Source organism: Salmonella sp. SAL04214 (genome assembly GCF_046550615.1).
In the GTDB taxonomy this organism is placed as follows: domain Bacteria; phylum Pseudomonadota; class Gammaproteobacteria; order Enterobacterales; family Enterobacteriaceae; genus Salmonella; species Salmonella enterica.
In genome coordinates this window covers 19,986-43,210 of sequence record NZ_JBGDXT010000018.1, presented here as the reverse complement: position 1 = coordinate 43,210, position 23,225 = coordinate 19,986, and the positions used below count along the sequence as shown (strand labels likewise).

At 54.4% G+C, this 23,225-nt stretch carries 27 protein-coding genes and 1 pseudogene; 11 read left to right on the top strand and 17 right to left on the bottom strand.

The annotated features are described in order from the left end of the window. Positions 1 to 350 precede the first annotated feature (350 nt). The 3 genes from ptsH to crr are packed head-to-tail and all read left to right on the top strand — an operon-like array spanning position 351 to position 2,934. Positions 351 to 608, top strand: a complete 258-nt coding sequence (gene ptsH, locus ACLJQD_RS22275) for a phosphocarrier protein Hpr (RefSeq protein WP_000487600.1) — start codon at positions 351 to 353, stop codon at positions 606 to 608. 48 nt (positions 609 to 656) lie between these two features. Then, positions 657 to 2,384 (top strand): phosphoenolpyruvate-protein phosphotransferase PtsI, encoded by a 1,728-nt coding sequence (ptsI, locus tag ACLJQD_RS22270; RefSeq protein WP_000623118.1) that lies wholly within the window; start codon positions 657 to 659, stop codon positions 2,382 to 2,384. 40 nt (positions 2,385 to 2,424) lie between these two features. Continuing rightward, positions 2,425 to 2,934, top strand: coding sequence for a PTS glucose transporter subunit IIA (gene crr / locus ACLJQD_RS22265; RefSeq protein WP_000522253.1), 510 nt, complete (start codon positions 2,425 to 2,427; stop codon positions 2,932 to 2,934). Positions 2,935 to 3,082: 148 nt separating this feature from the next. On the opposite strand, the gene ACLJQD_RS22260 is transcribed toward crr, so the two are convergent. Together ACLJQD_RS22260 and pdxK are read right to left on the bottom strand one after the other, a co-directional pair. Continuing rightward, the gene (locus ACLJQD_RS22260) at positions 3,083 to 3,322 is read right to left on the bottom strand and encodes a hypothetical protein (protein ID WP_000844541.1); all 240 of its coding nucleotides are present in this window, start codon (positions 3,320 to 3,322) and stop codon (positions 3,083 to 3,085) included. Beyond that, positions 3,319 to 4,185 (bottom strand): pyridoxine/pyridoxal/pyridoxamine kinase, encoded by an 867-nt coding sequence (gene pdxK, locus ACLJQD_RS22255; protein WP_000529613.1) that lies wholly within the window; start codon positions 4,183 to 4,185, stop codon positions 3,319 to 3,321. The genes ACLJQD_RS22260 and pdxK overlap by 4 nt, the downstream gene beginning before the upstream one ends. An 82-nt stretch (positions 4,186 to 4,267) precedes the next feature. On the opposite strand from pdxK, the gene ptsJ reads away from it, so the two are divergent. Genes ptsJ through ACLJQD_RS22235 form a run of 4 tightly spaced genes read left to right on the top strand, consistent with a single transcriptional unit; the run spans position 4,268 to position 7,285 of the window. After that, positions 4,268 to 5,560, top strand: a complete 1,293-nt coding sequence (gene ptsJ / locus ACLJQD_RS22250) for a transcriptional regulator PtsJ (protein WP_017441401.1) — start codon at positions 4,268 to 4,270, stop codon at positions 5,558 to 5,560. A gap of 14 nt (positions 5,561 to 5,574) precedes the next feature. Continuing rightward, a complete protein-coding gene (locus ACLJQD_RS22245; protein ID WP_017441400.1) occupies positions 5,575 to 6,294 on the top strand; it encodes a GMP synthase in 720 nt (239 codons plus the stop codon). A 58-nt stretch (positions 6,295 to 6,352) separates the two neighbouring features. Further along, a complete protein-coding gene (locus ACLJQD_RS22240; protein ID WP_000710730.1) occupies positions 6,353 to 6,733 on the top strand; it encodes a YfeK family protein in 381 nt (126 codons plus the stop codon). A gap of 12 nt (positions 6,734 to 6,745) precedes the next feature. Continuing rightward, positions 6,746 to 7,285 (top strand): transglycosylase domain-containing protein, encoded by a 540-nt coding sequence (locus tag ACLJQD_RS22235; protein WP_017441399.1) that lies wholly within the window; start codon positions 6,746 to 6,748, stop codon positions 7,283 to 7,285. A gap of 130 nt (positions 7,286 to 7,415) precedes the next feature. Here ACLJQD_RS22235 and cysM read toward each other — a convergent pair whose 3' ends face one another. The 10 genes from cysM to ACLJQD_RS22185 form a co-directional block, all read right to left on the bottom strand. Next, the gene (cysM, locus tag ACLJQD_RS22230) at positions 7,416 to 8,327 is read right to left on the bottom strand and encodes a cysteine synthase CysM (RefSeq protein ID WP_017441398.1); all 912 of its coding nucleotides are present in this window, start codon (positions 8,325 to 8,327) and stop codon (positions 7,416 to 7,418) included. A gap of 67 nt (positions 8,328 to 8,394) precedes the next feature. Then, positions 8,395 to 9,492, bottom strand: a complete 1,098-nt coding sequence (gene cysA, locus ACLJQD_RS22225; RefSeq protein ID WP_017441397.1) for a sulfate/thiosulfate ABC transporter ATP-binding protein CysA — start codon at positions 9,490 to 9,492, stop codon at positions 8,395 to 8,397. Beyond that, a complete protein-coding gene (gene cysW / locus ACLJQD_RS22220; RefSeq protein WP_000852705.1) occupies positions 9,482 to 10,357 on the bottom strand; it encodes a sulfate/thiosulfate ABC transporter permease CysW in 876 nt (291 codons plus the stop codon). The genes cysA and cysW overlap by 11 nt, the downstream gene beginning before the upstream one ends. Further along, positions 10,357 to 11,190: a sulfate/thiosulfate ABC transporter permease CysT gene (gene cysT / locus ACLJQD_RS22215; RefSeq protein ID WP_000881746.1), complete on the bottom strand. Its 834-nt coding sequence runs from the start codon at positions 11,188 to 11,190 to the stop codon at positions 10,357 to 10,359. The genes cysW and cysT overlap by 1 nt, the downstream gene beginning before the upstream one ends. Next, positions 11,190 to 12,206, bottom strand: a complete 1,017-nt coding sequence (gene cysP / locus ACLJQD_RS22210; RefSeq protein WP_000290274.1) for a thiosulfate/sulfate ABC transporter substrate-binding protein CysP — start codon at positions 12,204 to 12,206, stop codon at positions 11,190 to 11,192. The genes cysT and cysP overlap by 1 nt, the downstream gene beginning before the upstream one ends. Before the next feature lie 157 nt (positions 12,207 to 12,363). After that, positions 12,364 to 13,155: an SDR family oxidoreductase UcpA gene (gene ucpA / locus ACLJQD_RS22205; RefSeq protein ID WP_000517460.1), complete on the bottom strand. Its 792-nt coding sequence runs from the start codon at positions 13,153 to 13,155 to the stop codon at positions 12,364 to 12,366. A 236-nt stretch (positions 13,156 to 13,391) separates the two neighbouring features. Next, a complete protein-coding gene (gene yfeX, locus ACLJQD_RS22200) occupies positions 13,392 to 14,291 on the bottom strand; it encodes a porphyrinogen peroxidase (RefSeq protein WP_000084583.1) in 900 nt (299 codons plus the stop codon). A gap of 94 nt (positions 14,292 to 14,385) precedes the next feature. Beyond that, positions 14,386 to 14,961: an RpoE-regulated lipoprotein gene (locus tag ACLJQD_RS22195; RefSeq protein ID WP_000838968.1), complete on the bottom strand. Its 576-nt coding sequence runs from the start codon at positions 14,959 to 14,961 to the stop codon at positions 14,386 to 14,388. 61 nt (positions 14,962 to 15,022) lie between these two features. Next, entirely contained in the window at positions 15,023 to 15,472 is a 450-nt protein-coding gene (locus ACLJQD_RS22190) for a DUF2919 domain-containing protein (RefSeq protein WP_017441396.1), read from the bottom strand. Continuing rightward, a complete protein-coding gene (locus ACLJQD_RS22185; protein WP_000406008.1) occupies positions 15,459 to 15,884 on the bottom strand; it encodes a GNAT family acetyltransferase in 426 nt (141 codons plus the stop codon). The genes ACLJQD_RS22190 and ACLJQD_RS22185 overlap by 14 nt, the downstream gene beginning before the upstream one ends. A gap of 212 nt (positions 15,885 to 16,096) precedes the next feature. Here ACLJQD_RS22185 and amiA point away from each other — a divergent pair, with 212 nt between their 5' ends. The 4 genes and pseudogenes from amiA to ACLJQD_RS22165 all read left to right on the top strand — a co-directional run. Continuing rightward, complete coding sequence (gene amiA / locus ACLJQD_RS22180) at positions 16,097 to 16,966, top strand: N-acetylmuramoyl-L-alanine amidase AmiA (protein WP_000102880.1); 870 nt, start codon at positions 16,097 to 16,099, stop codon at positions 16,964 to 16,966. A 2-nt stretch (positions 16,967 to 16,968) separates the two neighbouring features. Next, positions 16,969 to 17,868, top strand: a complete 900-nt coding sequence (gene hemF / locus ACLJQD_RS22175; protein ID WP_000801326.1) for an oxygen-dependent coproporphyrinogen oxidase — start codon at positions 16,969 to 16,971, stop codon at positions 17,866 to 17,868. Positions 17,869 to 17,888: 20 nt separating this feature from the next. Beyond that, on the top strand, positions 17,889 to 18,218 hold the full coding sequence (locus tag ACLJQD_RS22170; RefSeq protein ID WP_023242678.1) for a hypothetical protein: 330 nt from the start codon (positions 17,889 to 17,891) through the stop codon (positions 18,216 to 18,218). A 78-nt stretch (positions 18,219 to 18,296) separates the two neighbouring features. After that, positions 18,297 to 18,497 (top strand): annotated as a pseudogene (locus ACLJQD_RS22165) (DUF1963 domain-containing protein); the annotation flags it as partial. Positions 18,498 to 18,666: 169 nt separating this feature from the next. Here ACLJQD_RS22165 and eutR read toward each other — a convergent pair. Genes eutR through eutB form a run of 5 tightly spaced genes read right to left on the bottom strand, consistent with a single transcriptional unit; the run spans position 18,667 to position 23,219 of the window. Continuing rightward, a complete protein-coding gene (gene eutR / locus ACLJQD_RS22160; protein WP_000753665.1) occupies positions 18,667 to 19,719 on the bottom strand; it encodes an HTH-type transcriptional regulator EutR in 1,053 nt (350 codons plus the stop codon). Positions 19,720 to 19,766: 47 nt separating this feature from the next. Further along, complete coding sequence (eutK, locus tag ACLJQD_RS22155; protein ID WP_017441394.1) at positions 19,767 to 20,261, bottom strand: ethanolamine utilization microcompartment protein EutK; 495 nt, start codon at positions 20,259 to 20,261, stop codon at positions 19,767 to 19,769. A gap of 12 nt (positions 20,262 to 20,273) precedes the next feature. Continuing rightward, positions 20,274 to 20,933: an ethanolamine utilization microcompartment protein EutL gene (gene eutL / locus ACLJQD_RS22150; protein WP_001111056.1), complete on the bottom strand. Its 660-nt coding sequence runs from the start codon at positions 20,931 to 20,933 to the stop codon at positions 20,274 to 20,276. Positions 20,934 to 20,942: 9 nt separating this feature from the next. Further along, on the bottom strand, positions 20,943 to 21,839 hold the full coding sequence (gene eutC, locus ACLJQD_RS22145) for an ethanolamine ammonia-lyase subunit EutC (protein WP_000372336.1): 897 nt from the start codon (positions 21,837 to 21,839) through the stop codon (positions 20,943 to 20,945). A gap of 18 nt (positions 21,840 to 21,857) precedes the next feature. Continuing rightward, positions 21,858 to 23,219: an ethanolamine ammonia-lyase subunit alpha gene (gene eutB / locus ACLJQD_RS22140; protein ID WP_000769990.1), complete on the bottom strand. Its 1,362-nt coding sequence runs from the start codon at positions 23,217 to 23,219 to the stop codon at positions 21,858 to 21,860. Positions 23,220 to 23,225 lie beyond the last annotated feature (6 nt).

Genomic DNA, 23,225 nt, shown 5'->3' with positions numbered 1-23,225 from the left:
TTTTTGGGTGCTTTTTTGTGGCCTGCTTCAAACTTTCACCTCACCTGGCATTGATTCACCCTGCCGGAACTGGTATTTAACCAGACTAATTATTTTGATGCGCGAAATTAATCGTTACAGGAAAAGCGTTAGCTGAATCGATTTTATGATTTGGTTCAAATCTTCCTTTCGCGGCATAATGTTTAATGACGAGCGAAACGTCAGCGGCCATAAGTTGCCAGCAACGGATTGCGTAGAACACCTTTTGTGTCGCGTCCCGTTTACGCCGGCGCTAACAATACAGGCTAAAGTTGAGCCGCCAGGCTAGACTTTAGTTCCACAACACTAAACCTATAAGTTGGGGAAATACAATGTTCCAGCAAGAAGTTACCATTACCGCTCCGAACGGTCTGCACACCCGCCCTGCTGCTCAGTTTGTTAAAGAAGCAAAAGGCTTCACTTCTGAGATTACTGTGACTTCCAACGGCAAAAGCGCCAGCGCGAAAAGCCTGTTTAAACTGCAGACTCTGGGCCTGACTCAAGGCACCGTCGTCACCATCTCCGCAGAAGGTGAAGATGAGCAGAAAGCGGTTGAACATCTGGTCAAACTGATGGCGGAACTCGAGTAAGTTTTTTTCCGGGTTCTTTTAAAAATCAGTCACAAGTAAGGTAGGGTTATGATTTCAGGCATTTTAGCATCCCCGGGTATCGCTTTCGGCAAAGCACTGCTGCTGAAAGAAGACGAAATCGTCATTGACCGGAAAAAAATTTCTGCCGACAAGGTTGATCAGGAAGTTGAACGTTTTCTGAGCGGTCGTGCCAAGGCATCTGCGCAACTGGAAGCGATCAAGACAAAAGCTGGTGAAACGTTCGGTGAAGAAAAAGAAGCCATCTTTGAAGGGCATATTATGCTGCTCGAAGATGAGGAGCTGGAGCAGGAAATCATAGCCCTGATTAAAGATAAGCACATGACGGCTGACGCAGCCGCACATGAAGTTATCGAAGGTCAGGCCACTGCCCTGGAAGAACTGGATGACGAATACCTGAAAGAGCGTGCGGCTGACGTACGTGATATTGGTAAGCGCCTGCTGCGCAACATCCTGGGTCTGGCCATTATCGATCTGAGCGCGATTCAGGAAGAAGTTATCCTGGTTGCCGCTGACCTGACGCCGTCAGAAACCGCACAGTTGAACCTGCAGAAAGTGCTGGGCTTCATCACCGACGCGGGCGGACGTACGTCTCATACCTCCATCATGGCGCGTTCTCTGGAACTGCCAGCGATCGTAGGTACCGGTAGCGTCACCTCTCAGGTGAAAAACGGCGACTATCTGATTCTGGATGCCGTGAACAACCAGGTTTACGTCAACCCGACCAACGATGTTATTGAGCAACTGCGCGCCGTCCAGGAGCAGGTTGCGACCGAGAAAGCGGAACTCGCAAAACTGAAAGATCTGCCGGCAATCACGCTGGATGGACATCAGGTTGAAGTTTGCGCCAACATCGGTACCGTTCGTGACGTTGAAGGCGCTGAGCGTAACGGCGCGGAAGGCGTTGGTCTGTATCGTACTGAATTCCTGTTCATGGATCGCGACGCGCTGCCGACGGAAGAAGAGCAGTTTGCCGCCTATAAAGCGGTCGCTGAAGCGTGCGGCTCGCAGGCGGTTATCGTCCGTACCATGGACATTGGCGGCGACAAAGAGCTGCCGTACATGAACTTCCCGAAAGAAGAGAACCCGTTCCTGGGCTGGCGCGCCGTGCGTATCGCCATGGATCGCAAAGAGATCCTGCGTGACCAGGTTCGCGCGATTCTGCGTGCCTCCGCTTTCGGTAAATTGCGCATTATGTTCCCGATGATCATCTCTGTTGAAGAAGTTCGCGCGCTGCGCAAAGAGATTGAAATCTACAAACAGGAACTGCGTGACGAAGGTAAAGCATTTGACGAAAGCATTGAGATTGGCGTGATGGTGGAAACACCGGCTGCGGCGACAATTGCGCGTCATTTAGCCAAAGAAGTTGATTTCTTTAGTATCGGCACCAATGATTTAACGCAGTACACCCTGGCAGTTGACCGTGGTAATGATATGATTTCACACCTTTACCAGCCAATGTCACCGTCCGTACTGAACTTGATCAAGCAAGTTATTGATGCTTCTCATGCAGAAGGTAAATGGACTGGCATGTGTGGTGAGCTTGCAGGCGACGAACGTGCTACACTTCTGTTGCTGGGGATGGGTCTGGACGAATTCTCTATGAGCGCCATTTCTATCCCGCGCATTAAGAAGATTATCCGTAACACGAACTTCGAAGATGCGAAGGTGTTAGCAGAGCAGGCTCTTGCTCAACCGACAACGGACGAGTTAATGACGCTGGTTAACAAGTTCATTGAAGAAAAAACAATCTGCTAATCCACGAGATGCGGCCCAATTTACTGCTTAGGAGAAGATCATGGGTTTGTTCGATAAACTAAAATCTCTGGTTTCTGATGATAAGAAAGACACCGGAACTATTGAGATTGTTGCCCCGCTCTCTGGCGAGATCGTCAACATCGAAGACGTGCCGGATGTAGTTTTTGCTGAAAAAATCGTTGGTGATGGCATCGCTATCAAACCAACCGGTAACAAAATGGTCGCCCCTGTTGACGGTACCATCGGCAAAATCTTTGAAACCAACCATGCGTTCTCTATCGAATCCGATAGCGGCATTGAGCTGTTCGTTCACTTCGGTATCGACACCGTTGAGCTGAAAGGCGAAGGCTTCAAGCGTATTGCTGAAGAAGGTCAGCGCGTGAAAGTTGGCGATCCGGTCATCGAGTTCGATCTGCCGTTGCTGGAAGAAAAAGCCAAGTCTACCCTGACTCCGGTTGTTATCTCCAACATGGATGAAATCAAAGAACTGATCAAACTGTCCGGTAGCGTGACCGTGGGTGAAACTCCGGTTATCCGCATTAAGAAGTAATTCTTGCCGCAGTGAAGAATGGCGCCTTTGGGCGCCATTTTTTTGCCTGTACTTGCGCCGCCATCCGGCGGTGGTGCGGCGCACTGCCTGATGGCGCTACGCTTATCAGGCCTACAAGGTTGCGAACATTTCAGCGCCAATCCACGGGTTACAACTGCGAGGTCACCGGGCGAAAGCACTTCTCGCGCATCAGGATCTTCATCCCATCCGGGCCACTCTCCAGCATCCTGCGTTCGGAATCGGACACTTGCAACTCGCACTGATAGCCGCCAGTGATGCCAAACATCGCTCGCGCCACGCAGATATCTTCCAGCGCGTCCAGCCCGCTCGTTTCAAAATGCCCCACGATACGCCCCTGCTGGCGAACCACCAGCCGATAACTCTTCATCGCGCCTCCCCTGCCGGCGGCAGAATTAACTCATCACAGCCACACTGCTGTGTCCAGGTCATCACCTCCAGCACGCGCTGCGCCGCATCTTTTGCCGCGGTCGTCAGTTTTTTCCCCTGCACAATACCGCTGACCAGCTCGGCGCAGAAGAGATCTCCCGTCCCTTTTAACTCCGTCGCCACCCGCGGATGGGCAAAGACCTCTACGACCTGCGCAGTAACGACCGCAACCGTTATGGTCTCCAGAGACTCGCCCGGCGCGCTGGTGATAACCACCCATTTCAACGTATCGGAAAGCAGCGATTGCGCCGCCGCCACCGCCTCTTCCAGCGTGCGGCACGGTTTACCACTCAGCATCTCCAGCTCAAATACGTTCGGCGTTAGCCCCTGCGCCTGCGGCAACAAATGCGTGCGATAAGCCTGCGGAATTTCCGCCTGCACATACATTCCACTGTCGGTATCGCCAATGACCGGATCAACAAGAATACACACCTCCGGATGCGAAGCCCGGATCGCCATTAGCCACTTCGAAAGCAAGACAATTTGGTCTGCGCTGCCCATGTAACCGGTGGTAATCGCTTTTAATTCACGTAGCGCATCGCGCTCATTCAACGCCGTAAGGTAGCCTGCAAACCACTCGGCGGGAATAATGCCGCCATAAAAGGTTTTATAGTGCGGCGTATTGCTGAATAGCACCGTCGGGACCGCCGTCACGCGTAGTCCCTGCGCTTTAATGGCCGGAACAGCGATACTGTTGCCTACGCTGCCGTACACGACCTGTGACTGGACGGCGACGATATCGGTCTGTAATGCCCGATGGTTGTCGTCGAAGAGCACTGACTGAATATCACTCTCTTGTCCCATAAAATTTTCCTCTCGCTGGACAGCAGGCTACCGCCTCATTATCATTGTCATATGCTAAAATTCATTTTGTCATAGGTCAATAATGATCGACGGAAAAACCGCTAACGAAATTTTTGACAGTATCCGTCAACACATTATCGCCGGCACGTTACGGGCGGAGGATTCGCTCCCGCCGGTACGGGAGCTGGCAAGCGAATTAAAGGTGAACCGCAATACCGTCGCAGCGGCGTATAAACGGCTGATAACGGCGGGACTGGCGCAAAGTTTAGGCCGCAATGGGACGGTGATTAAAGGCAGTCCGTCTCCCGTAGCGCTGGAAGGCGGCGATCCACATACGCCTCTGCACGACCTTTCCGGCGGCAATCCCGATCCGCAGCGTCTGCCTGACCTTAGCCGTTATTTTGCCCGTCTCAGCCGCACGCCGCATCTCTACGGCGATGCGCCCGTTTCCCCTGAACTACACGCCTGGGCGGCGCGCTGGCTACGGGATGCCACCCCCGTCGCAGGCGAAATTGATATCACCAGCGGAGCTATCGACGCTATCGAAAGACTGCTTTGCGCGCATCTGCTGCCGGGCGACAGCGTCGCGGTGGAAGATCCCTGTTTTTTAAGCAGTATCAATATGCTGCGCTATGCCGGTTTTAGCGCCAGCCCGGTCAGCGTAGATAGCGAAGGAATGCAGCCTGAAAAGCTGGAACAGGCGCTAAATCAGGGCGCGCGGGCAGTGATCTTAACGCCGCGCGCGCACAACCCTACCGGCTGTAGCCTGAGCGCTCGCCGTGCCGCTGCGCTGCAAAATATACTGGCGCGTTACCCTCAGGTAGTGGTCATTATCGACGATCACTTCGCTCTACTTTCTTCGTCGCCCTGGCAGCCGGTTATTGCGCAGACAACGCAACACTGGGCGGTGATACGCTCCGTTTCCAAAACCCTCGGCCCCGATTTACGTCTTGCTATTGTCGCCAGCGACAGCGCGACCTCGGCAAAACTTCGGCTGCGGCTAAATGCCGGTAGTCAGTGGGTCAGCCATCTGTTACAGGATCTGGTCTACGCCTGCCTGACCGACCCTGAGTATCAGCACAGGCTGGCGCAAACGCGGCTGTTTTACGCCGCCCGGCAACAAAAACTGGCCCGCGCCCTACAGCAATATGGCATCGCCATTTCTCCCGGCGACGGCGTGAATGCCTGGCTCCCGCTGGACACCCATAGCCAGGTTACCGCGTTTACGCTGGCAAAATCCGGCTGGCTGGTACGTGAGGGAGAAGCCTTTGGCGTAAGCGCGCCGTCTCACGGTCTACGTATCACGCTGTCGACATTAAATGACAGCGAGATCAACACGCTGGCGGCTGATATCCATCAGGCGCTAAATCGCTAACAGGAGAAAATAACGTGCGAGTTCATTTTGTTGTCCATGAGTCGTTTGAATCCGCTGGCGCTTATCTGAAATGGGCTGAAGATCGCGGTTATACCATTTCATGGTCGCGCGTCTATGCCGGAGAAGCGCTACCGCCCAATGCCGATGAGTTCGATATGCTCGTGGTATTTGGCGGTCCGCAGTCGCCGCGCACCACCCGCGAAGAGTACCCGTACTTTGACTCTCGCGCCGAACAGCACTTAATTAATCAGGCGATTTCGGCCCGGCGAATGGTTATCGGCATTTGTCTTGGTTCACAGCTCATTGGCGAGGCGCTGGGCGCCGCTGTGTGCCAAAGTCCGGAAAAAGAGATTGGTCACTACCCTATTACGCTCACTGAAGCCGGTCTGCGGCATCCGCTTATCGACCACTTTGGCTCCCCGTTAACCGTCGGCCACTGGCACAACGATATGCCAGGACTCACCGATCAGGCGACCGTGCTGGCTGAAAGTGCCGGCTGTCCACGTCAGATAGTGCAGTACGGCAATTTTGTCTACGGCTTCCAGTGTCATATGGAATTTACCGTCGAGGCGGTTGAAGGATTAATCCAACATTCGCAGCAGGAGCTGGCCGACGCGCAAGGGAAGCGTTTTATCCGCTCGGTTGCCGAGATGCGCGCATGGGATTACCAGCAAATGAATGAAAAGCTGTGGCGTTTTCTGGATGGACTCACGCTGGCGCACTCACAGAAATAACCACACCAGGAGTGCAACTTATTACCCGGCTAACGGTCTGAGGTGCAGTGATTATCGCATGAAAAAGGATTTTACCATGAAGAAAATTGTCTGCGCCGTCGTTGCGCTCCTGCTGACTCTACCCGCCTGGGCGAAGCTAAACGCCCATGAAGAAGCGCGCATTAACGCCATGCTTAATGCGCTGGCGCAGAAAAAGGATCTGACATTCGTTCGTAACGGTGATGCGCATAACTGCGAGGAAGCCGTATCGCACCTGCGCTTAAAACTGGGCAACACGCGCAATCGTATCGACACCGCCGAACAGTTTATCGATAAAGTCGCGTCGTCGTCGTCCATCACCGGAAAACCCTATATCGTAAAAATTCCTGGTAAAAGCGATGAAAACGCGCAGCCTTATTTACATGCGCTTATTGCGGAAACGGATAAGAATGTTGAGTAAGAAAAAATCATAATGCCAGGCGTGTTACTGTGGTTTTTTAAAGGCGTTATCGCGCTTCTGTTAGCGTTTGCTGTAGGGTTAACCGTTTACTATTATCTGGAAATTCGTCCCATAGCCCAGACCGCATTACAGAGCGCCTCTTTCTGGTTGTCCGAATCGCCGCAGACGCGTTTTTTGCGCCGCGCTGCGGCCAAAATACATCCCAAATCTTATACTGCCAGATTGCTCTATACCCAAGCCGGCGTGGATGGGCATTTCAGGACCGCGATCTGGGTGTTCTGGTTGGACAGCCTGTACCGCGACGACGAGCTGTATGCCATGATGCTGGCGCAAGCGTATTATGGCCGGGATTCGCAGGGTAACGCGGTTTACGGTACGAAAAATGCGGCGTTAACGTTATTTCACGTACCAGTGACAGAGATGACCTGCCAGCAACAAGTACAACTGATTTATATGTTTAAAGCACCGTCACTTTACCGGCCTGGTTCAGCCAGGCTGGTAGAAAGCAGCAAGCATTACATGACGCTTTGCCAGGAACAAATACAACAATAAGAACAACAGACGAGCTTTTATTATAAAAGACGGCGGTAATGCGCTGGCGCACATAGAAAATCGGCAGGATATTCCCGCTTGTCAAAGGCGGCCGTTGCCTTGTTTATCCCAATCAGCTGAACCCATTAGTTTAAATCACTGCCCCCTGGCTGAAATGCTCTTCACCAAACACGCCGGTAGACAAGTAACGGTCGCCGCGATCGCAGATGATCGCCACCACTATCGCGCCGGGCGTGGCTCGTGCGACGCGTAACGCGCCCGCTACCGCGCCGCCGGAACTCACGCCGCAGAAAATGCCTTCACGAACGGCCAGTTCACGCATGGTGTTTTCGGCATCATTCTGGTGAATATCCAGCACCTCATCTACCAGCGAGGCGTTAAAAATGCCCGGCATATATTCCGCAGGCCAGCGGCGAATGCCCGGAATACTGCTGCCCTCTTCCGGCTGCAGGCCAACGATAGTGACCGGCTTTTCCTGCTCGCGCAGAAAACGCGACACGCCGGTAATGGTGCCGGTCGTGCCCATGCTGGAGACAAAATGGGTGATGCGACCTGACGTTTGCCGCCAGATTTCCGGGCCGGTAGTCGTGTAGTGGGCGTAGGGATTATCAGGATTATTAAACTGATCGAGCAGTTTGCCCTCGCCTCGCTCAGACATAGCGAGCGCTAAATCGCGCGCCCCTTCCATTCCCTGCTCTTTAGTGACCAGAATCAGTTCCGCGCCATAGGCCCGCATTGCCGCCCGACGCTCCTGGCTCATGTTGTCTGGCATCAACAGCTTCATGCGATAACCTTTCAGCGCGGCGATCATCGCCAGCGCAATGCCAGTGTTGCCGCTGGTCGCTTCAATCAGGACATCGCCCGGTTTAATTTCCCCGCGCTTTTCCGCCTCGACAATCATCGATAGCGCCGCGCGATCTTTCACCGATCCTGCCGGATTATTGCCTTCCAGCTTAACCCAAATTTCACTGCCGTTATCCGGCGCCAGACGTTGTAATTTGACCAGCGGCGTATTGCCGATGGTTTGTTCTAATGTATTCACGTTTTCAGCTCGTAAAAAAGCCCGGTATGCGTAGCGCCACCGGGCGATAACTATACAAATTAACCTATCAGGCCGATTGCGCCAGAGCAAGTTCCTCTTCACGCGTTTCAATACACTGGTCGCCGTTATACAGACGCGCTTTTTGCAGTCCAACAAACAAACGCTCGCCGCGAACCGGAACATCCTCACCCGCCATCACCACCGTCAGCGGATCGTGATACCACCCCAGCGGCTGCACCACTAGCTGTGTATAGTGACCTTTCGGGCTGGCCTCAATGACCTGTACTGGTAGCGGAGAATCCAGGCTGGTGCGGCGGCTAATATCTACCTCCCACGGACGCAGGAACAGATCGACCGGCCCCTGGTACGCGGGCGTATAACCCAGCGGCCAGCGATGCGCGCCAACGTGAAACTGCCCGCCGCGGACGGTGCCTGTCAGGCGGTTCACCTCGCCCATAAACTCCAGTACGAAGCGGGTTGCCGGTTCACGCCACACCCGATCCGGCGCATCAGCCTGTTCGATATTGCCCTGACTCATCACCACCACCCGATCCGCCACTTCCGTTGCTTCTTCCTGATCGTGGGTAACAAAGACGCTGGTGAATTTCAGTTCTTCATGTAGCTGGCGCAACCAGCGACGTAACTCTTTACGTACCTGGGCATCCAGCGCGCCAAAGGGTTCATCCAGCAGTAGAATTTGCGGTTCTACGGCAAGCGCGCGCGCCAGCGCCACGCGCTGTTTTTGTCCGCCGGAAAGCTGGGCGGGGAAGCGATCCGCGAGGTGCGCCAGTTGCACCATCTCCAGCAATTGCGTCACTTTCGTTTTAATCGCCGCCGCAGTTGGGCGGTCGCGTCGCGGCAACACCGTCAGGCCAAAAGCGATGTTGTCAAACACCGTCATATGGCGAAACAGCGCATAGTGCTGAAACACAAAACCGACTTTACGCTCACGCGCGTGCAGGCGGCTAACGTCCGTACCGTGGAAACGAATATGGCCGCTGGACTGATGTTCCAGCCCGGCAATAATGCGCAGCAGCGTCGTTTTGCCGGAACCTGACGGCCCCAACAAGGCAACCATCTGGCCGGAAGGAATATCCAGCGAGATATCATTCAGTACCTGAGTACGACCAAACGATTTCTTAATTCTGGCGATCTCAATGCTCATGATTTTCCTCCTGTTGCGCGCGTTTTTCCTGATTCTCCAGACGCCATTGCAACATGCTCTTCAAAAACAGGGTAATAATCGCCATTAGCGTCAACAATGCGGCGGCGGTAAAGGAGCCGACGGTGTTGTAGTCCTGCTCCAGTAATTCAATCTGTAACGGTAGCGATAACGTTTCGCCGCGAATCGAGCCGGACACCACCGACACCGCGCCAAACTCGCCAATCGCGCGGGCGTTAGTTAACACCACGCCGTAAAGTAGCGCCCAGCGAATATTCGGCAACGTCACGCGGCGAAACATTTGCCAGCCGGATGCGCCCAGTAAAATCGCCGCCTCATCTTCCTGACTGCCCTGACTGAGCATCACTGGCACCAGTTCGCGCACCACAAACGGGCAGGTGACAAAAATAGTGACCAGTACCATCCCCGGCCAGGAGAACATCATTTGCAAATTATGCTCATCCAGCCAGCCGCCCAACGGGCCGTTGGAACCATAAAACAGCAGATAAACCAGACCGGCCACCACCGGCGAGACGGCAAAGGGAATATCCAGCAGGGTCAGCAATAGCTGACGTCCGGGGAAGTTAAAGCGCGTCACCAGCCACGCCAGCAGAATACCGAACACCAGATTCACCGGCACTGCGATCAAGGCAATCAACACCGTCAGCCAGATGGCGTGCAGCATGTCCGGATCGGCCAGATTTTGCAGTACCGGCATTAACCCTTTGCTGAACGCCTGCACGAAGATGTAAATCATCGGCACCAGCAGGATAAACGCCGAAACCAGCATCCCGACGCCAATCAGAAACCATTTTCCCCAGTTAATGCGGGGGACGTCGTATCGCTTCAATTGAGTCACTTCCGCCATTAATGACCTACCACACGTCGACCAAAGCGACTTTGCAGAGTGTTAATTGAGAACAGCAGCAGCAGTGATGCCGCAAGGATCACTGAGGCAATGGCGCTGGCGGCTGGGTAGTCAAACTCCTGCAAACGCACAAAAATCATCAGCGAGGTCACTTCTGTTTTCCAGGCGATATTTCCAGCGATAAAAATCACCGCGCCAAACTCGCCCAGGCTACGGGTAAAAGAGAGCGCCACGCCGGCAATCAGCGCAGGCGACAGCTCAGGCAACACGACTTTGCGAAAACTTTGCAGGCGGGTGGCCCCCAGCGTTTGTGCCGCTTCTTCATATTCCGGCCCCAGCTCTTCCAGTACCGGCTGGACGGTGCGTACCACAAATGGAATGCTGGTAAAGGCCATCGCCACCGCAATACCGAGCCAGGTATAGGTCACTTTGATATCAAACTGCGCGAGAAACTGACCGTAGAAACCGTTCACTGAGAACAGCGAGGCCAGCGTTAACCCCGCCACCGCTGTCGGCAGCGCAAACGGCAGATCCATCAGCGCATCCAGCAACGTGCGCCCTGGAAAACGGTAGCGGGTTAAAATCCACGCCATCAGCAGGCCAAACACGCCGTTAAAAATCGATGCCACAAATGCCGCCAGTAGCGTCACTTTATAGGCAGCCACCACCTGAGGGTTGGTCACGACATCCCAGTATTGCGACCAGCTCATCTGTGAGAGCTGCATCACCAGCGCGCTCAACGGCAACAGCAGGATCAGGCAGACAAACAGCAAACTGGTGCCGAGGCTTAACGTAAAGCCAGGCAGCACGCGTCGGGAAGAAACGGCAAGCATTACTTACGCCCCGCCGCCAACAGTTTGTCCAGCTCGCCGCCGCTGGCAAAGTGCGTTTTCATCACCTCAGGCCACGTGCCAAACTTGTCTTCCACGCGGAACAGTTCGGTCTGCGGGAATTTATCTGCTTGCTTGCCCATGATTTCCGGGTTATTCACGCGGTAGTAGTAATGGGTAATGATGGTCTGCGCCTGCGGGCTATACAGCCAGTTCAGGTAAGCTTTGGCGGCTTTTTCTGTGCCGTTGGCCTGCACGTTTTTATCCACCCAGGCAACCGGGAATTCAGCAAGAATGTTCGTTTTCGGGATCACCACTTCAAATCCCTGGGCTTCATATTGTTTGCGGATGTTGTTCACTTCCGATTCAAAACTAATCAGCACATCGCCCAGACCACGCTCGGCAAAGGTAGTCGTAGCGCCGCGACCGCCGGTATCAAACACTTCGACGTTTTTCAGGAACTGGGTCATAAACTGTTCGGTTTTGGCTTTATCGCCGCCGTCTGCGTTATCCGCCGCGCCCCATGCCGCCAGATACGTGTAACGGGCGTTGCCGGAGGTTTTCGGGTTAGGGAAAATCAGCTTCACGTCGGAACGTACAAGATCGCTCCAGTCGTGAATATTTTTCGGGTTCCCCTTGCGCACCAGGAAGCCCATCGTGGAATAGAATGGCGAACTGTTGTTCGGCAGACGGCTTTGCCAGTCGGCAGGGATCAGTTTGCCTTTATCATGGAGAATCTGTACGTCGGTCACCTGATTATAGGTCACGACGTCTGCCTTCAGTCCCTGCAAAATCGCCAGCGCCTGTTTTGATGACCCGGCATGAGACTGCTTAATCGTCAGTTTGTCGCCGCCGTTATCTTTTGCCCATTGTTGCTCAAACGGCGGGTTAAGGGCGGCAAACAGCTCGCGGGAGACATCGTATGAGCTGTTCAGCAGCTCCGTTGCCTGCGCCTGCCCTGCCAGTAACAGCATTGCTGCCAGCGTCAGGGGTCTCTTTTTCAGTAAGTTAACGGCCATTGCGCACCCTTATAAATTTAATGACTTTCTTATGGTCATCATATTTATAACCAGCGCTAAAGGAGTAACGGTTTTATATACCGTTTGATGATTTGAAAGTTGAAAAGGGAATAAGAGAATCCCTCCCCACGCGGCGTGAGGAGGAGACCGGCATCAATCAGACGCCTACGCTTACGCTTTCAGGCAGGGTACTGCCGCCATCAATGACGTTTTGCGTTCCGGTAAGATAGCTGGACTCATCGGAAGCCAGAAATGCCGCCAGTTCCCCTACTTCCAGCGGATCGGCAAGACGGCGTAGCGGAATGGCTTTTGCCATTTCCGTTAATACCGATTCCGGATCGTCAGGGTTAGACTGACGGGCAATGCTTTCCGCCATCGGCGTTCTTACATAACCGGGGCAAATGGCATTCACGCGAATACCGGACTGCGCATACTCTACCGCCAGCGATTTGGTTAAACCGACAATGGCGGCTTTTGACAGCGCATAGGCCGTTTCACCCGGGTCCGCCACCATATCTCCCGTGACGGAAGACATCATCACAATGCGGCCATCTTTACGTTTGATCATCTCCGGCAGGACGGCTTTGGTGACGTTCCAGACACCTTTAATATTAATATCAATGTGGAAATCGCGATCTTCTTCACTCATATCGAGGAAGTTGCCCAGACGGCACACGCCAGCGTTATTCACCAAAATATCAATTCTACCTTCAGTCTCTTTGGCGCGCGCAACCGCCGCCTGCACCGAAGCAAAATCTCTGACGTCAGCCTTAACGGCAGTACAGCGATGTCCGCGCCCGCCCAGCTCATCCGCCAGCTTTTCAATCTCATCGGAGATATCCAGCAAGATTAAGTTCGCGCCGTGGCGTGCGAATACGCGAGCGATCCCTTCGCCAATGCCCTGCGATGCGCCCGTAATCAATGCTGTCTTGCCCGTGAGTTTACCCATTTTCAATGTCTCCTTTTGAATATGGAGTCTTACACTCCATTAACACTGAAAATACAGTAATAACAAATAAGTGCTGAGGAATAGCTCACTAATTCAGGTAAATATTAGGTAAAAAAATCCCCGCGGAGGCGGGGATGGGCATTTTTATGCTGTTCTGCCTGATGGCGCGGCGCTTATCAGGCCTACCAATCGTAGGTCGAATAAAGCGTTTGCGCTGCCATCCGACAGGGTTTTACTTATAGCGCTAACAGGCGATCCAGCGACGGCGCAAAATAGTAGCCGCCAGTCACCGGCTTGGTGAAGCGCAGCATTGCGTCGCGTTTACCGTCGGTATCGCCGAACATACTCAGAAGCTGCTGTTCGATATTGTGCAGACGTGCGCAGTAAGCGCAGAAATAGAGACCATGAGTACCGCTGGCGGTGCCGTATGGCAGGCTCTGGCGCACAATCTTCAGCCCTTTGCCATCTTCTTTGAGATCGACGCGGCTCAGGTGAGACGTTGCCGGACGCGCATCGCCGTCAATCTCTTCATTGGCTTCTTTGGTACGCCCGATCATCATCTCCTGATCGTGAATACTCATCCGGTTAAGTTGCTTGAGATTGTGTTCCCAACGCTGCACGAACACATAACTGCCGCCGGCATCCACGCCATCTTTGATCACCGCCACTTCACGGCGCGTCTCTTCGCCCGCCGGGTTCTCTGTCCCGTCGACAAAGCCGCTCAGATCGCGTTCTTCCACCCAACGGAAGCCGTGAACTTCTTCTTTCACGTCGATACAGTCGCCGAAGGCTTCCATCGCCGCCTGGGCAACAGAAAAATTCACATCGTGGCGCAGAGAAAGGATATGGATCAGCACGTCATACTGCGTGGCTGGCGCCAGTCCTTTACCATAAGGAATAAAATCTTTCAGTTCTTCCGCCCCGACGCCGCCGCTCAGGGCGCGCCAGGTGTTGTTGCCAAACGCCACAACGGCCCCAAGATGGGCGTCCGGAAATTTGACTTCGAAGGTCGCCAGTTTATCGGCAAATGTTCTGCTGGCCGCGCGCAGGGCGTCCAGGTCGCCTTTCACATTGGCTTCAATCCAAATTGCCGCACGGCAATGTTCCGGCAAAATGCCACTTTGAACCTGAGACATGATTCCTCCTGAAAATGAGAATGCCACGCAGTCGTGGCATTAATGGAGGCTATTTTACCTTGTTTTTAAGCGAAGCGGTTTGTTCAGGCGCAAATTAACGACGCCAGATAATTTTGCGCACGTCCCAGTTTTTTAAGACGTCATCAGGAGGCATTAAGCCTTCCGGTCCGCTCCACTCGCCGGAGAAAACATAGCTAATATGCTGACTTCCCTCGGCTTTACATTCGACGCTGGTATGGCTATCGCTGGAAACCGGCTCGCAGTGACCAAACGCTTTGCTGTAAAGGTCGCTAAACGGCGTACCGATTTTGCCCCCCGCGGCGGTTGGGATATCGCTGTCGAGCACATCAATACGGCTCACGGTGCCCTGCTCGCCGTTGATCACCATCGCGACGTTGTCGCCCTTCATCGCTTCGAAAAAGCGCACCACGTTGCCGTTATCGGTTTTCATACCGCTACGCAGGCGATAATCGCCATCTAATGCCTCTGCAATAGCCGGCTCTTCCAGCGGCGTGGCGGCGGTCAGCGCTCCCACGCCTTGCTCAGTGACTTCTGTCGAAGAACCAAACCAGTTCCATGGATTTGCGGCAGACCAGTTGACCGAGGAGAGCGTCGAGCAGCCGGTCAGCGCCAGCGGCAGTGCGAGTAAAGTCAAACGCAGCGATTTCATCTCACTTCCTTTCTTTTATTAATTAACGTTGGTTGGAGTGCGGGTTCGCCAAAAAGTGCCGTTATTCTTTCTCAAAGGAAAAACAGGCACGCAAACGTTGATTGGTTAACAGCCAGATCAGCGCGACGATGTCCGCCAGCAGCAGCGCCAGCCCGACGCCGTTGACCGGGTCGCCACCCAGCCACATCACCGGCAGCCAGCACAACGACACCAGTTGAGCGAGGATCAGGAGTCCGCGCAGCCAGCGCCACACACCAGGAACCGCTTCACGCCGCCCGCTGAGTAAAAACGCCACTACCGCCGGAACGCCGGGCAACAGCCCCAGCCAAAAATTGTCATGGTCGGGATAAAAAAAGTTTAACAAAGTATTACCCTGTCCACGGGATGAACCGGCAATGACAAAGAGTACCCAAGCGCGCGCCTGAAGTAGCAGTACGCACCAGAACAGAAACGGCAGGCGTAAACGTCCGTGTACATCATAATCGGCTGGATGAAACTCAGTACTCTTCATCTTCAATCAGGCGTTTACCCAAACTTAGGGCGTCAGAATGCTCATACCCCAGACGTTCATACATGCCCAGCACAACGTCGTTATCATCGCGCACCATAATTTGGATTTTCGGACACCCGCGGGCGATGAGTTTTTTTTCCAGCCGGTTAAGCAACGCATTCGCAATGCCGCGCCCGCGGAACTCCGGGTGAACGCCCAGGTAATACGCCGAGCCGCGATGCCCGTCATAACCGCCCATTACCGTACCGACGACTTCGCCGCTAACTTCCGCAACGAGGAACAAGCTGACATCATGATTCACCTTGCGTTCAATATCCATTTCAGGATCGTTCCATGGACGCAGCAGGTCGCAACGCTCCCAGAGGGTAATCACCTCTTCGAAATCTTCCTGGCGAAAAACGCGTATTTCCATGGTATTCGTTGCCTTTTCGGGTGGAAAAACCAAGATTATGGCGCAAACATCTGATTCAGCCAATATCTGACGCGATGTAGCGGAAAAAATGGCATAATGGCGATGTGTCACGTATTGAAATGAAAAGTAAAACAATTCTCATCACCAACCGTCGTAACGGATTACGCGATACGATATAACATCTTGAACTTAATTTTCACAACTCAGGCCGTATGAGCACTTTTAAACTCCTAAAAACTCTCACTTCGCGCCGCCAGGTACTCAAAACAGGTCTGGCGGCCCTGACGCTGTCAGGTATGTCGCACGCAATAGCCAAAGAAGAAACGCTAAAAACCAGTAATGGTCACAGCAAACCCAAAACCAAAAAAACCGGCAGTAAACGGCTGGTGATGCTCGACCCCGGACACGGCGGCATCGATACCGGCGCGATTGGCCGCAACGGTTCTCAGGAAAAACACGTCGTGCTGGCAATTGCCAAAAACGTACGCGCTATTTTACGAAATCACGGAATCGATGCGCGTTTAACCCGGACAGGGGATACCTTTATTCCGCTGTACGATCGGGTGGAAATCGCCCATAAGCACGGCGCGGATCTGTTTATGTCCATTCATGCCGATGGTTTTACCAACCCGAAAGCGGCGGGCGCTTCCGTTTTTGCGCTTTCCAACCGCGGGGCCAGTAGCGCCATGGCGAAGTATCTCTCCGAGCGTGAAAACCGCGCGGACGAAGTGGCGGGTAAAAAAGCCACTGACCGGGATCATCTATTACAACAAGTTTTGTTTGATCTGGTGCAAACCGATACGATTAAAAACAGTCTGACGCTGGGTTCGCATATTCTCAAGAAAATCAAACCCATACATAAATTACACAGCCGCACTACCGAACAAGCGGCTTTCGTGGTGCTAAAATCACCGTCAATTCCGTCGGTACTGGTCGAAACCTCGTTTATTACCAATCCGGAAGAAGAACGCCTGCTGGGCACGACGGCGTTTCGCCAGAAAATCGCTACGGCGATCGCCAACGGCATCATCAGTTATTTTCACTGGTTTGATAATCAGAAAGCACACACGAAGAAACGGTAATCATGAAACCCGATGCACATCACGTAAAACAGTTTCTGCTACGCCTGCAGGATGATATTTGCCAAAAGTTATCCGCTGTGGATGGCGCAAACTTTGTCGAAGATAGCTGGCGACGCGAAGCGGGCGGCGGCGGACGCAGCCGGGTATTACGCAACGGCGGGATTTTCGAACAGGCGGGCGTTAATTTCTCTCACGTTCACGGCGATGCAATGCCCGCGTCCGCCACCGCGCATCGGCCAGAACTCGCCGGGCGTAGCTTCGAAGCGATGGGCGTATCGCTGGTGGTACATCCGCACAATCCGTATATTCCCACCAGCCATGCTAACGTGCGCTTTTTTATTGCCGAAAAACCGGGCGCCGATCCGGTGTGGTGGTTTGGCGGCGGGTTCGATTTAACGCCCTACTACGGCTTTGAAGAGGATGCCGTTCACTGGCACCGCACCGCCCGCGACCTGTGCCAGCCGTTTGGCGACGATGTGTATCCGCGCTATAAAAAGTGGTGCGATGACTACTTTTTCCTCAAGCATCGTAACGAGCAGCGCGGTATCGGCGGCCTGTTTTTTGACGATTTGAATACGCCGGATTTCGACCACTGTTTTGCTTTTATGCAGGCGGTCGGTAACGGCTACACCGAGGCGTATTTACCGATTGTCGAACGACGCAAAGCGATGGTCTGGGGAGAGCGGGAGCGTAATTTTCAACTTTATCGCCGCGGGCGCTACGTGGAGTTCAATCTGGTATGGGACAGAGGCACCCTGTTTGGTCTGCAAACCGGCGGGCGCACTGAATCTATCCTGATGTCGATGCCGCCGCTGGTGCGCTGGGAGTACGACTGGCAGCCAGAAGCGGGTAGCCCGGAAGCGGCGCTGAGCGAGTTTATTCAGGTACGCGACTGGATTTAACTTATTTATAAAGTAAAACAATGCAAACAAATACACGGAAAGTAGTAACCAGTGACGCCAAATGGCATCCCCATCTGGGTATAAGTTTTATTGGCTGCCTGCTTGCCATTACGCTAGAAATATATTTTGAAGAAAGAATATTCATCCCTCATAGCGGAGGGGTGAGCTTCGGTCTGATCGTGCTTCTGGTTATCAATATGGTGACCATCCCTGTGGTCATGGCCCTGATAACATTACTCTGCTTTATTATTCATATTCCGCGTAAAAGCGTTAACTGCATCTTGCTATGCCTACTGGCATGTATTCTGACGATAGCCGGTTTGTTTATCGCCTATCCGGTTGGCCGTTGAGTAAAAGCAGGCTCGTAGAAATAAACGAGTTCATTGTAGATAAAGAACTCGGTAATTCGCATTCTGACCTGGTAGCGTTGTACGGCATATAACACCGTTTTCGCCACGGCCGTTCCTAATTCACCCACGACCTTCTCACAGCTCGGCGGCCACCCGGCCTGGGTTCAGGATGCGGAATACCCAACGTGCCCAACGTGCGCGCAAACGATAATGTTCCTCGCACAAATAAGTTATGAAGATATTGAGAAATATGCCAATGGGATGCTTTACGGGCTTATCAGCGGAGGCAAAATTGCGCGCGGTTCTCCGGAGGCGGCGCTGGCGCGCCTTGTCCGGGCTACCAACCACAGACAGCAGCGAATCCGTAGGCCCGGTAAGGCGCCAGCCGCCACCGGGCAATTCCCGACACGCGCACGTTATCAGCAACCGGAGAGCCTACCCATCAATATCAAGCCCATTGCCGCATCCGTTGATGCAGCGTCAACGACGGTTTTTCGGCAAATAATTGCTGATAATCGGTGGCAAATTGCCCCAGATGCCAGAATCCCCACTGCATCGCGGCATCTTTGACCGTGGCGCTCTGCGACCACGGGCTAATCAGCTCCCGGCGTACTGCGTTTAAGCGAATACGTTTCAGCCACGCATTGGGGCCAATGCCCAAAATGGCGTGAAACGCATTTTGCAGCGTGCGACGGCTTACGTGTAGCTGGTTACATAAGTCGAGCACCGTCAGCGGCTCCGACATATTTTCCAGCACATATTCCCGCGCCCGCGACAGTAGCCTACGATATCCCTGATGGCTGATGCTTTCGGCGCTATGAATCGGCTTCGCCTCTTCCAGCATCGTGCCCATCGCCAGCAACAAATTATCACTCAAGACCTTACGCACCGCAGGTTGATGCAGGGTTTCAGGACTCTCGCTGAAGGTGGCCAGCGCCTGCTGCACAAAGCCCCACAGCGCCGCTTTATGCTGCTCTTTTACCTCCAGCGCTAACTGGTTACGTAGCATATGCAGCACCCTTTCCGGGTTATGCAAAAACGTGGCCTGACGGGAAATAACATCTTCCGAGATAACAACGCCCAGAATGGTGTAATCATCCGGCGTGCTCAGTTCAAACTCGGTGCCTCCCGGTCGGGTGGCAATCTCGGCGCTGCCGAGCCCCTGCGCGCCGATAAATCCCTGTTCGCCGCGCGTCGCCGGAATACCAAACCAGAAAGAGTTTGGCCAAACCAGACACGACTGACGCAGCGCCAGGCCGGTGTATTCACGGAACACCTGAATCTCATCAAGCAGGATTTCCGTGAACTCGCCATGAAATTTACCCGGGTGTAACTGATCGTAGATCTGCTGCCAGGCGGTGATAGTCAGAGCATGTTCATAGACATCCGTCGTCCGTCGCTGATGAACATTGTCCACCTCGACTCTGGGCGTAAGTTTAACGTCTTCGGGTAACGCTTCATGATAAAGATGGTGCAAATTCGCTGTACGGGTCTTTTTCATGATCTTCTATGCCGGACGCCCGCCAGGACGCCCGGCCCTCCGACAGATTAATTTTTGATGCGATAGCGACTACTGCGTTTACGCAACGCTCCGTCAGAAAAGAGTTGTTCCAGCACGTTTCTGGCCTGCTCCAGCGACCAGCCAAAATGCGCGGCAACCTCTCCCGCCGTCATTCCCTGGCGTACTGATGCCAGCAGCGCCAGTAACGCCTCAGCGAACTCAGGCGTTGCGGGTACCTGGGGCGCTTTCTCAGTCGGCGTTGTCGCACGCGCAAACCCGCCAATCAGCCACTGGGTGTCCTCTTCCGGACGACCAATTTCTTTGCGGCTAATCACACGGCCTGTGCGCTGCGCGGCGGCGCTTCCGGCATCCAGCGCCGCACGACACGCCGCCAGATCGCCCTCCACCACCAGCGTGAGCCTGCCAGGGTCGAGCACTTGATGACTGAGCAAACGCACGTTGGCCGCTTTCAGCATGGCATCCGCCGCATCGACGGCGGCGACCATTCCGTCCACTTCCAGTAATCCCAGGGCATTGATCATTGGCAGCCTCCGTTACGCACGCTGGACAGGGTTACGGGCGATATCCAGCACGGCGTCGGTAAAGGCATTGCAGGCGGCTTTACACGCGGCCTGGCTTCCCGTTAAGAACGCGGCCGAATAGTTGGTTTCCGACGGCGGCGGCACGTAAGTCACCAGCTGAACGTCAGCGGATTTCATCGCCGCGTCAATGCCGAATGTCGCTTCCAGCGGCGGCGCCACCAGATAGGCCATTGGATCGCCCAGCGCGATACCTGCGGTAGACGAGAGGTACGAGCCGGTACGCGAAACCACATGCGCCAGGAACGCGGTATTTTCCGCATCGTTCGCCCACTGGAACGCCGCGCCGTTTTCAATACTGGCGACCATCGCATCCAGACCGGCGCGCACTTCCGCCGGGTTCGGTCCGCCCAGCATAATCAACACCTCACCGGCGGTCGGCGACGGCCCGTGAGCCGCCCCGGCATAGAGGGAGCGGCCATAGACCACTTCCACCATCGCCTGTTTGGTCGCTTCGTCAGCGGCAATATAGGTCACATCATCAGAATCTGCCGTGATGAGTCCGAGGCTACGGATATGTGGCGGTAATTTAAGTTCCCGCGCAAAGCCGTCATTCACGGAGGCAATCACGCGCATGGCAGTCACTGAAGGTCGAATCAAATCTAATGCAGGCATGATGTCTCCTTAACGGGTCATGTTGATGCCGGACGCTTTCTGCTCCAGCATCCGTTTGGCCAAATCCACAATCACGGCGGCGGCTTCTACTGGCGGCGTCCCCCCCTGATGAATGTTTGAAATACAGGTTCTGTCGGCCTCGACGGTGGTCGCCACGCGCGGGGAATAGACGGCGTAGCAGGAGAGGCTTTCCGACTGCCCCAGCCCCGGACGTTCGCCCACCAGCAGGATGACGACCTTCGCGCCGAGAATTTCGCCAATCTGATCTTCAATCTTCACGCGGCCATAGCGCACAAAGAACGGCGTGCCGACGTTCAGCCCGGCCTGCTTCAGACCGGCAAGCAGCGGCGGCAGGATCTCTTCATAGTTGGCGGTGATCGCATCCGTAGAGAGGCCATCGGAGACCACTACCTGCACATCCGGGTTCATCACGCACTGCGACTTCAGCGCGTCAATGGCTTCCGGGCTCAGGCGACGCCCCATATCCGGGCGCGTCAGGTACAGGTTTTTGTCGCTGATCTCCGAACGTACTTCCAGCAGCCCTTGCGCTTTGACCCACTCTTCCGGCACTTCTTTGAGCACGGTGTCTTTCGAACGGGAGTGATCCGCCAGGAAGCGCAACAGCGCCTGGGTACGTGGACGCGGCCCGGCACGACCCGTACAGACGCGTGCCGCAGTACTGCGACGCAGTTCGGTCAGCACGTCCGCACGATGCGGGTTCTCGACGCCAATCCAGGCTTTTGCCTCCGCAGAACCTAAATCCAGCGCGCAGCTTTCGGCCACCGTCGGCACGGCGCACTGCGGCTTTGCGCCTTCCTGCGTTGACGGCGCGGCGGGTTGCGGTACGTCCTGTCCCATTGACGCCATCACGCTACGTACAATTTCTTCAATCTGTTTTTGATCCATGGTGTTATCCCCGCGTCATCAGAAGAACAGTGACGGATCGCCCGCCCGTTTGGTCAGACGACCGTTTGCCATAATGCCCATCGTTTCCAGCCAGCGTTCAAACTCCGGCGACGGCCGTAAATTCAGCAACTGACGGACGGTGGCGGTATCGTGGAAAGCGGTGGTCTGGTAGTTGAGCATGATGTCGTCGCCGAGCGGCATCCCCATGATGTAGTTACAGCCGGCAGTGGCGAGCAGAATCATCAGGTTTTCGTTAAGGTTCTGGTCGGCGTCGGCATGGTTGGTATAGCAGCAGTCGCAGCCCATCGAGATGCCGCTCAGCTTGCCCATAAAGTGATCTTCGAGACCGGCACGGATAATCTGCCTGTCGTTGTAGAGATATTCCGGCCCGATAAAGCCCACCACGGTGTTCACCAGGAACGGATCGTAGTGGCGAGCCAGCCCGTAGTTACGCGCTTCCATCGTCACCTGGTCGGCACCAAAGTTCGCACCAGCCGACAGCGCAGACCCTTGCCCGGTTTCAAAGTACAGGCAGTTTTCCCCGGCGATGCGGTTGAACTCCGCCCCCACAGCCCGCGCTTCGTCGAGCATCGCCAGCTCGACGCCGAACTCTTTTAAGCCCTTCTCGCTGCCGCAAATGCTCTGGAAAATCAGTCCGCCCGGCGCGCCGCGACGAATCGCTTCGATCTGGGTGGTGACGTGCGCCAGCACACAGCCCTGGGTCGGAATATTGAATTTATCGATAACGCCGTAAACGGTGTCGAGCACTCGGGTCAGGTTTTCCACGTCATCGGTCACCGGGTTAACGCCGATCACCGCATCGCCTGCGCCGAAAGAAAGCCCTTCGTAGATTTGCGCGGCGATACTCTGCACATCGTCACGGGTATCGTTCGGCTGCAAACGGCAGCTAAAGGTGCCCGGAATACCGATGGTGGTATTGGCTTTTTTGATCACCGGCATTTTCTTGCCGCCGTAGATCAGGTCGGCGTTGGAGCAGATTTTCGCCACTGCCGCCACCACTTCGGAGGTCAGGCCTTTGCGGGTAAACGCGATATCGTCCACGGAGGTTTCATCGCTCAGTACGTATTCGCGCAGTTCGCTGATGCTCCAGTTTTTAATCCGGTTATAGGCCGTTTCGTTGACGTCATCCTGAATCAGGCGCGTCACGCAGTCCTCTTCATAGGCAATCACCGGATTGTTGCGGATATCCGCCACCGTCATTTCCGACAGTACCTGTTTTGCCGCTACGCGCTCCTGCGAACTTGCCGCGGCAACCCCGGCCAGCACATCCCCCGAACGCAGTTCGTTGGCTTTAGCCAGTACCTCTTTTACATCCTTAAACTGATAAACATTGCCGAACAATGTGGTCTTTAGTTTCATAAGTCG

Excerpts from the sequence above, each read along its gene's own strand:
- ptsH (WP_000487600.1), top strand. The coding sequence starts at position 351 with ATGTTCCAGCAAGAAGTTACCATTACCGCTCCGAACGGTCTGCACACC.
- ptsI (WP_000623118.1), top strand. The coding sequence starts at position 657 with ATGATTTCAGGCATTTTAGCATCCCCGGGTATCGCTTTCGGCAAAGCA.
- crr (WP_000522253.1), top strand. The coding sequence starts at position 2,425 with ATGGGTTTGTTCGATAAACTAAAATCTCTGGTTTCTGATGATAAGAAA.
- ACLJQD_RS22260 (WP_000844541.1), bottom strand. The coding sequence starts at position 3,322 with ATGAAGAGTTATCGGCTGGTGGTTCGCCAGCAGGGGCGTATCGTGGGG.
- pdxK (WP_000529613.1), bottom strand. The coding sequence starts at position 4,185 with ATGGGACAAGAGAGTGATATTCAGTCAGTGCTCTTCGACGACAACCAT.
- ptsJ (WP_017441401.1), top strand. The coding sequence starts at position 4,268 with ATGATCGACGGAAAAACCGCTAACGAAATTTTTGACAGTATCCGTCAA.
- ACLJQD_RS22240 (WP_000710730.1), top strand. The coding sequence starts at position 6,353 with ATGAAAAAGGATTTTACCATGAAGAAAATTGTCTGCGCCGTCGTTGCG.
- ACLJQD_RS22235 (WP_017441399.1), top strand. The coding sequence starts at position 6,746 with ATGCCAGGCGTGTTACTGTGGTTTTTTAAAGGCGTTATCGCGCTTCTG.
- cysA (WP_017441397.1), bottom strand. The coding sequence starts at position 9,492 with ATGAGCATTGAGATCGCCAGAATTAAGAAATCGTTTGGTCGTACTCAG.
- cysW (WP_000852705.1), bottom strand. The coding sequence starts at position 10,357 with ATGGCGGAAGTGACTCAATTGAAGCGATACGACGTCCCCCGCATTAAC.
- cysT (WP_000881746.1), bottom strand. The coding sequence starts at position 11,190 with ATGCTTGCCGTTTCTTCCCGACGCGTGCTGCCTGGCTTTACGTTAAGC.
- cysP (WP_000290274.1), bottom strand. The coding sequence starts at position 12,206 with ATGGCCGTTAACTTACTGAAAAAGAGACCCCTGACGCTGGCAGCAATG.
- ucpA (WP_000517460.1), bottom strand. The coding sequence starts at position 13,155 with ATGGGTAAACTCACGGGCAAGACAGCATTGATTACGGGCGCATCGCAG.
- yfeX (WP_000084583.1), bottom strand. The coding sequence starts at position 14,291 with ATGTCTCAGGTTCAAAGTGGCATTTTGCCGGAACATTGCCGTGCGGCA.
- ACLJQD_RS22195 (WP_000838968.1), bottom strand. The coding sequence starts at position 14,961 with ATGAAATCGCTGCGTTTGACTTTACTCGCACTGCCGCTGGCGCTGACC.
- ACLJQD_RS22190 (WP_017441396.1), bottom strand. The coding sequence starts at position 15,472 with ATGAAGAGTACTGAGTTTCATCCAGCCGATTATGATGTACACGGACGT.
- ACLJQD_RS22185 (WP_000406008.1), bottom strand. The coding sequence starts at position 15,884 with ATGGAAATACGCGTTTTTCGCCAGGAAGATTTCGAAGAGGTGATTACC.
- amiA (WP_000102880.1), top strand. The coding sequence starts at position 16,097 with ATGAGCACTTTTAAACTCCTAAAAACTCTCACTTCGCGCCGCCAGGTA.
- hemF (WP_000801326.1), top strand. The coding sequence starts at position 16,969 with ATGAAACCCGATGCACATCACGTAAAACAGTTTCTGCTACGCCTGCAG.
- ACLJQD_RS22170 (WP_023242678.1), top strand. The coding sequence starts at position 17,889 with ATGCAAACAAATACACGGAAAGTAGTAACCAGTGACGCCAAATGGCAT.
- eutR (WP_000753665.1), bottom strand. The coding sequence starts at position 19,719 with ATGAAAAAGACCCGTACAGCGAATTTGCACCATCTTTATCATGAAGCG.
- eutK (WP_017441394.1), bottom strand. The coding sequence starts at position 20,261 with ATGATCAATGCCCTGGGATTACTGGAAGTGGACGGAATGGTCGCCGCC.
- eutL (WP_001111056.1), bottom strand. The coding sequence starts at position 20,933 with ATGCCTGCATTAGATTTGATTCGACCTTCAGTGACTGCCATGCGCGTG.
- eutC (WP_000372336.1), bottom strand. The coding sequence starts at position 21,839 with ATGGATCAAAAACAGATTGAAGAAATTGTACGTAGCGTGATGGCGTCA.
- eutB (WP_000769990.1), bottom strand. The coding sequence starts at position 23,219 with ATGAAACTAAAGACCACATTGTTCGGCAATGTTTATCAGTTTAAGGAT.